General features: G+C 58.7%; 6 protein-coding genes and 1 pseudogene. 1 reads left to right on the top strand and 6 read right to left on the bottom strand.

Annotation, left to right across the window (positions count from 1 at the left end; translation table 11 throughout):
• From VL003_RS12565 to VL003_RS12545, 5 genes and pseudogenes are all read right to left on the bottom strand, one after another.
• Positions 1-283: pseudogene (locus VL003_RS12565) on the bottom strand (hypothetical protein); the annotation flags it as partial.
• Complete coding sequence (locus tag VL003_RS12560) at positions 280-2,463, bottom strand: type I secretion system permease/ATPase (RefSeq protein ID WP_325442988.1); 2,184 nt, start codon at positions 2,461-2,463, stop codon at positions 280-282. The gene VL003_RS12560 and the pseudogene VL003_RS12565, both read right to left, overlap by 4 nt.
• Positions 2,460-2,681, bottom strand: a complete 222-nt coding sequence (locus VL003_RS12555; protein ID WP_325442986.1) for a hypothetical protein — start codon at positions 2,679-2,681, stop codon at positions 2,460-2,462. Before VL003_RS12555 ends, VL003_RS12560 begins: the two co-directional genes overlap by 4 nt.
• A gap of 31 nt (positions 2,682-2,712) precedes the next feature.
• On the bottom strand, positions 2,713-4,107 hold the full coding sequence (locus VL003_RS12550) for a TolC family outer membrane protein (protein WP_325442989.1): 1,395 nt from the start codon (positions 4,105-4,107) through the stop codon (positions 2,713-2,715).
• A gap of 532 nt (positions 4,108-4,639) precedes the next feature.
• Complete coding sequence (locus VL003_RS12545) at positions 4,640-5,401, bottom strand: maleate cis-trans isomerase family protein (RefSeq protein WP_325442984.1); 762 nt, start codon at positions 5,399-5,401, stop codon at positions 4,640-4,642.
• A gap of 106 nt (positions 5,402-5,507) precedes the next feature.
• Here VL003_RS12545 and VL003_RS12540 point away from each other — a divergent pair, with 106 nt between their 5' ends.
• On the top strand, positions 5,508-6,407 hold the full coding sequence (locus tag VL003_RS12540; protein ID WP_325442982.1) for a LysR substrate-binding domain-containing protein: 900 nt from the start codon (positions 5,508-5,510) through the stop codon (positions 6,405-6,407).
• Here VL003_RS12540 and VL003_RS12535 read toward each other — a convergent pair.
• Positions 6,379-7,278: LysR family transcriptional regulator (locus tag VL003_RS12535; protein ID WP_325442980.1), on the bottom strand; the 900-nt coding region annotated here is incomplete at its 5' end. The genes VL003_RS12540 and VL003_RS12535 overlap by 29 nt on opposite strands.

The following is a 7,278-nucleotide window of genomic DNA, read 5'->3' as shown; positions in this document are numbered from 1 at the left end:
TTGCGCCAGGGTCGCATCGGCCAGGCAAGAAGGACGGCATGATGAACGGGCGCGAATTTTTATCGAAACTGGGCCTGGCAAACGAAGCCCAGACCAGCAAAACGACGACCGCCAATAGCGACAACCACAATAGGACACGCGCCCCGCGCGCCTGCTGGTTATCCAGCGCCTCGTGCACATCCACGGCCAGATCCTGCGATAAGCCCCCGTCGCGCGCCTGCTTGTTCTGGCCGGGCTCTTTTGCCAGGCCCAGTTTCGATAAAAATTCGCGCCCGTTCATCATGCCGTCCTTCTTGCCTGGCCGATGCGACCCTGGCGCAATGCTTCGACCACCTGCTCTTTGGGCCCGTCCGCCACGATGGTGCCTTTATCGACCACGACCAGCCTGTCGACGATATCGAGCAGGGAGGTGCGGTGGGTGACCAGTATCAGGGTCTTGTCGACCGCGATGTCGCGCAGCCGCGTCTTGAGAGCGACCTCGCTCTGGTTGTCCATATTGCTGCTGGGTTCGTCCAGCAGCAATATGGGCGGGTTGTTGATCAGCGCGCGGGCTATGGCCACCGACTGACGTTGTCCGCCCGAAAGCGAGTCGCCCCGTTCGCCTATAAGCATGTCGTAGCCTTCGGGGTGGCCGTCGGCCAGCCCGTCGATGCCCGCGGTCTCGGCCACCGCCATAACCTGCCGGGCGTCGGCAAACGGCGCCCCCATGGCCAGGTTGTGCCGCAATGTGCCGTAAAACAGCACAGGGTCCTGAGGCACATAGCCGATGGCGCGACGCAAGTCGGCCGGGTCTATTTGCTGGATATCGATGCCGTCAACCAGCACCGTGCCGGCCGTAGGCGCATACAAACCCAGAATAATTTTTTCAAGCGTGCTCTTGCCCGAACCGATGCGGCCAATAATGCCTACCTTTTCGCCCTGGCGTATCTTCAGGTTGATGCCGCTTAACGAGGCCTGGCTGCTATTGGGGTAGGTAAATTCCACGCCCCGCAGCTCGATGTCGCCCTTCAGGAACGGGCGGGGCAAAAAAGCTTTCTCGGCAGGCCGTTCGACAGGCATTTTCATGTAGTTGTCGACCGACTCAAGCGAGGTGCGGGCGTTTTGAAACTGCATCATCAGCCCGGCCACCTGGCCCAGCGGCGCAAGGCAACGCCCGGCGATCATGGAAGCGGCAATAATGCCGCCCAAAGAAAGCTGTGCGTCCTGAATCAAGTAAGCGCCAACAATAATGACACTGACCGTGACCAGTTGCTGGGCCATTTGCACAAAATTAACCGTAACCGACGATATGGTCTTGATGCGGCTGCCCAAGCGTGCCAGAAACTGGGTGGAGGCCTCCCATTGGCGCTGCGCAATACCCTGGGCATTCAGGGCCTTGACTGTCTCAAGCGCGGCCAGCGACTCGACCAGCGTGGCGTTGCGCTGGGCACTGGCCTGAAACTGTTGCCGTATCAGTTTGTCCATGCGGGCTTGCGAAAAATACGAAACCACCAGCACCACCACAATGGCCACTACGGGTGGAATCAGCATCCAGGGCGAAATCCACGCCAGCACCGCCAGAAACAGCAGCACAAAGGGCAGGTCGACCAAGGTGGTCAGGCTGGCCGACGCGATGAAGTCGCGCACGGATTCGAACGAGCGCAAATTGGCAGCGAACGACCCCACTGAAACTGGGCGGCTTTCCATGCGCAGATCCAGCACGCGCTCCATAATCTGCGCCGACAACGTCACGTCAACGCGCTTGCTGGCGGTATCAACCACATAGGCACGCACGCTGGTCAGCACCATGTTAAAGACCAGCACCAGCGCAATGCCCAGGGCCAGCACCCACAGGGTATCGACGGCGTTATTGGGCACCACGCGGTCGTACACGTTCATGGTGAACAAAGGCAGGGCCAGCGCAAATATATTGATCAGCACGGCGGCCACCAGGGCATCGCGATACAAGCGCCAATTGCTCAGCGCCACGTCCCAGAACCAATGGCCGGTGCGTTCGGCCGTCTTTTCCTTGACCCGCTGCTCGAAACGGAACACCGGCCTTATAAAGTAGGTAAAGCCGTCGTACTGGCTTTCGAGCTCGCCTTTCGACACTTCGACCGCGCTGGGCGACTCGGAATACTGAATGACATAGCTGTCGGGTTTGATCTCGAGTAACAAACAGGCGCGCTCGCCCTTGAGCACCAGCAAGGCGGGCAACAGCCCGGTGGGCATGCCTTCAAGAGAACGACGCACCAGGCGGGCCGACAACTGCGCGCGCGCCGCCGCCCTGGGCAACAATGCCAGGGTCAGGCGGTTGCCGGCGTCAATAGGCAACCCGGCAATCAAGGCTTGACCGGTATGAGGCCGACCATGCATGCGGGTCAATGCCACCAGGCAGGCCAGCAAGGGGTCGTCGTGCGTTAGGTGCGGGGGTACCGAATCGGCCAGTTGGTCAGCCGCTTTAACTCGAGGGTGCTGCGTCATATCAAATCATCCGAATCATCGATCAGATCGAGCGCATCGCGCAAGCGTGAACGTGCCTGCTTACGCCGGTTGAGCTTTTGCATGGCCTCGGGCGGCAGGTCGGTTACGCGTAGTGTCCCGTTGGCCAGCAAGGCGTCGATCAGATCTTCCAGGACGCGAATAAAATCCGCGTCCAGGTCTGAAAGCTCTGTTTTCTTGGGTAAATGCTTGTTTTCCACAGAAGAACCCGCCTTGCTTGAGTTGCGATCGTTAATTCGCCGACCGATTGATGCCAAGCGACTCGACAACCGGCGGCAACATGCCGTCCCGGTAAAGTACCTTAACCGGTTCAAGGTTGCGCGTGTCGGGTGCCGGTGTCATGCACGCCTTAAGACTTTCTTCGGGAAAATCCAGGCTTTTGGCTTCGTCGGGCTGAGCATCGTAAGGCTGGGCCAGACCCAGAACCGGCAGCAGCTTGTGCGACATGGCCAACCACCGATACTCGGCAATCTTCAGGTCGTACGTAGCGTTGGCCAAAGCGCGGCGGGCATCGAACAGTTCGTTCTCGGTATCCAGCAGGTCAAGCAAGGAGCGCTGGCCGATCTGGAACTGCTGCTGGTAGGCCTGACGCACTTTTGATGTGGCCAGCTCGTGCTCTTGCAAGAAGGGCAACTGCTGACGCAGCAACACGACGCGGTTCCAGGCGACAGAAAGGTCTTGCTGCAAGTTGCGGCAGGTGTAGTCGCGCACGTCGCGCGCCGCATACGACTGCGCCTTGGTCTGGCGCACACGGGCCTGGTCCGAACCGCCCTTGTACAGGTTGTACGACATCATCAGCTGAACGCTGGAGTTTTGGATATTGCGGTACTGCTCGCCGGGCAGCGAAGTGTCGCGGCCGGTCGAGGCCCGTAGCTCGAACGTGGGCATATGACGGCCCTTTGCGGCGTCAACACCGTAATCGGCGGCCTGGTACAAGGCCTGCTTGGAAAGCACTGCCGGGTTGCCGCGAATGGAAGACGAAAAATCGGAAGGATCTTTGGGCAGCTGCGCACCCAGCTCAAGCGGGTCGACCAAGGTTTGCGCCGGCGGGCTGCCGACTACGCGGCGGTAGCGCTGCAGCACATCATTGAGGTTGTTGGATTCGGTCATGAGGTTGGTCTGAGCCAATGCCAGGCGGCCGTTTGCCTGTTCCAGGTCAACCCCCCTGCCCACGCCCGACTCTTGACGCTCGCGAATCTGCCGTAGCGTTCCGTCGTGCATCTGGTAGTTATCGCGGGCCAGGTTTTCCATTTCGCGAAAGCGAATGACGTCAATATAGGCAACAGCGGCGTCGGCCGCGACACTATCTATGGTTGCCAGCAAATCGTAGTAGCCCGCCAGCTTCTCGAAGCCGAACTGGCGAGTAGTATTGAGGGTGGAAAGGCCGTCGAAAAGTAATTGACGAAGCTCGACGCTATACCCATTGCGGCTCCAGTTGGAACTGGATACCGCAGAATTGCCGCCACTCCATTGGCGCCCCGTCCAGCCCTGAGCCGTCACCTGGGGCAGCATTCCGCCGCGCGACACGTTCTGGCCTTCGAGGGCGGACGTGAAATCGTTGAACTTGGCTTGAATCTCGGGGTTGCTTAATACGGCTGATTCAACCACTTCTTTTAAAGAAGCCATTTGTGCCGAAGCGAATGCGGGTACGACCAGCGCCCCTACTGCTGCAACTGTGCGTAATTGTTTTTTTAAGCTCACAGACTTGGATCTCCTACATTGAGTACACCACCCCGGCCAACATGGCAGAAGCGAAAAACCCAGGGAAACCCACCAAATCAGCGCACACGGCGTCCTGCAGCCAGATCAGCTAGCGAAAGACACAAAAAAGCTCTGCTCCGTCCACGAAAGTGGGGGGTTCTGAGTTTTTTTCGTTACCTTCAGGTATCTGGCAAGGCGGAGCTACGGGCTTCTGGCCCGTATTCTTAAGGCATAACCTTGCGTCTTGGAATTGATCGCCTTGCTACTTCTATGGTTTAGCGTAGTACGCTGCGGCAATCAAGTCGCAGTATATCAAAACGAATCTTCTTGTTGGATTATATTTCTGTTAAACAAGGCCCGAGTCGCACCATACCAACAATATAAATAAAAAGCCCGGCACGCCTAAAGCCTGCCGGGCCCGGGTTTGCCTTTTGCGCGCAAAAGGCAATAAGCCGACTTAGAAGCGGCCGGAAAGCAGGGCACCCGCGTTGGGTACTTCGCGCTGCAGTTCGAGGCGCTTGAGCATTTGGTGCACGGTGCTGATGGCGGCAGTGGTAACGGGCAGACCCAGGCGGTCTTCGACCTGCTGCACCGACTGGAACGACGGCATTTGCACGCAAGCCGACAGCACAACGGCGTCGACGCCGCTGGTGTTCAGGCGCTTGACATGCTCGGCCGGAGCCAGCGGATTCTGGCGGCCCACTTCAAGGTTGTCGGGAATTTCGAGCGATACCGAATCAACGACTTCGATGCCTTCGTTCTCGATGTAATCGACCACCAGTTTAGTAAGAGGCTTCATGTAGGGGGTAAGAATGGACACTTTCTTAGCGCCCATGGCGTGAAGGCCTTCGACCAGCGCACCCGCGCTGGAAACCACGGGAGCAGCACCGTTGTTGTCGACCGTAACCTGGTGCAGGCGCTTTTCGGACTCGCGGTGGTAGCCCAGGCCCATGCTCATGATGGCGACCAGGCAGGCGTAACCCAGCACGTCGACACGCGCGTCAGACAGCTCAAGCGCGCAGCGGTCAGAATCGGCGTCCATGGCCTTGAGCTCTTCGGCGGTAACCTTCTTCATGCGCATGCGGCTGGAATGGAAGGTGAAACGCTCTGCGAACTTGGCCTCGCGGCTACGCAACATAAGGGGAATCTCGGTTTCCATCGTGGTGTTGGAACTGGGAACGATCTGGCCGATACGGTAGGAACGCGCGGTTGTGCTCATGATTAATACCTAAAAAAGTGGCTATATGACAATAACATGACCCATATTCGTTGATTTTTACGTGGGGCACCAATATTGATTTCGTCTCGTGCGCTATATTTTGCCTATGGAACTACGCCAGCTACGTTACTTCACGACCCTTGCCGAGGAACTTAACTTCACTCGGGCGGCCGAGCGCCTGCATATTTCGCAGCCCCCGCTTAGCGCACAAATCGCCCAGCTTGAAGAAGAACTGGGCGTAAAGCTGTTTCATCGTAACAGCCGCCGGGTCGAGCTTACCGAAGCGGGCGCAACGTTTTTGCGCGACGTACGTATTATTCAGAACCGCCTTAAAGAAGCCACTGCCCGGGTACGCCAGGTAGACGCCGGGCTGGCGGGCCGCCTTGATGTTGGGCTTTCGGGGTCGCACTTTTTAGGGCCCTTGCCGCATCTTATCGGCAAGCTGGCCGTATCGCACCCCGATATCCGGGTCACCCTGAACGAAATGGCGCCCAACGATCAGCTTGAAGCACTGCGCGAACATCGCATCGATCTGAGCATTTCGCGCCAATCCATCGAAGATGACCTGCTTTGCAGCCGCAAGCTATGGCCCGACCCTTTGCTGGTCGCGCTGACACCCGACCACCCTTTGGCCGGGCGCGACCGCATCCGCCTCGAGGAACTTGCCAACGAGCGTTTCGTGATGCTTCGGCGCGAAACCTCTACGTTTGCCGAGCGCATTTTTCGGGCCTGTGCCGCGCACGGGTTTTCGCCCACGGTCGAGCAGACCGTTGCCGAGGTACCCGCCCAATTAAGCCTGGTCACAGCAGGCCTGGGCATCGCCCTGGTGCCCACCTCGACCAGCGGCTACGAGCCTCATGCCCTGGTGTTCAGGCCGCTTGATGAGCCCAACCTGGAAGCCAGCGTTCATGCCGTGCTGCGTAAAGACAACCGCAAGCCGGCGCTGGAAACCTTCATGCAAGAGATACAGCGCCACATCAAAAGGGGGCGCCCGGCTTCCAGCTGAACCCATCTTCGCTTGCCGAGCTGCGTACACATTCAAGCGCCATTTCAAGCGACCTGGGATAGAGCTCGTCTTTACGCCAGTACATCGAAACCGATCCGAAGCCTTCGAGCTTGAGCGGCAAAGTACGCACCAGGTTCAAACGCGCCAGCATCAGTATCGAGCGATGCGACGCCGTACCGATAAGATCACTGTGGGTCAGCAAGGTGACGTTGGCAATGACCGAATTGCTTTCAATATAGTTGGAAGGCAAAGACTGGCCGGCAGTGGCCAAGGCGGTTTCCAGCGCATTGCGCACGGGCGTCTGCTTGGGCCACACAATCCAACGGTATTTGGTTACATCGCTCCATTGCAGTTCGGGCAAATCGAACAAGGGGTGGCCGGGGCGTGCCACCAGGTCAATGGGTTCTACGTAAAGTTGCTCGGAATGAATGCTGGCTTCAAGGGCCACGTTGCTTGCACTGCGACCCATGACAATATCAAGATCGCCTCGCGCCAATAAACCCAGCAGCCGGTCCATCGTGCCTTCAACCAGGTCGATGCGCATATCGGGCATGCGTTCGGCCATGGCCAAAATGGCGCGGGGCGCGGCTTCGGTAGCCGCCGCGCCTGATGCACCGATCACCACCCGCCCCGCCCCGCCAGTGCGCAGTATGTCCATGTCGACCACAGCTCTGTCCAGCTGAGCGTCAATTCGACGTGCGTGCGCGATCAGCGTCTGGCCGTGCTGAGTTGGAGTAAGCCCCCGGGCGTGGCGCTCGAACAAGGGCAGGCCAATATCGGCCTCGAGGTCTTTAAGCCATTTAGAAAGCCCCGGCTGCGTGGTATGCAGCAGCTTGGCCGAATGGCTGAGGTTTCGGGTTTGGGCCAGGCT

Source organism: Pusillimonas sp., from assembly GCF_035515275.1.
GTDB lineage: Bacteria > Pseudomonadota > Gammaproteobacteria > Burkholderiales > Burkholderiaceae_B > Pusillimonas.
This window is presented reverse-complemented; position numbering and strand designations above follow the sequence as displayed.

Bases quoted from the DNA above. Each gene is read 5' to 3' on its own strand.
- VL003_RS12550 (WP_325442989.1), bottom strand. From the start codon at position 4,107: ATGGCTTCTTTAAAAGAAGTGGTTGAATCAGCCGTATTAAGCAACCCC.
- VL003_RS12545 (WP_325442984.1), bottom strand. From the start codon at position 5,401: ATGAGCACAACCGCGCGTTCCTACCGTATCGGCCAGATCGTTCCCAGT.
- VL003_RS12540 (WP_325442982.1), top strand. From the start codon at position 5,508: ATGGAACTACGCCAGCTACGTTACTTCACGACCCTTGCCGAGGAACTT.
- VL003_RS12560 (WP_325442988.1), bottom strand. From the start codon at position 2,463: ATGACGCAGCACCCTCGAGTTAAAGCGGCTGACCAACTGGCCGATTCG.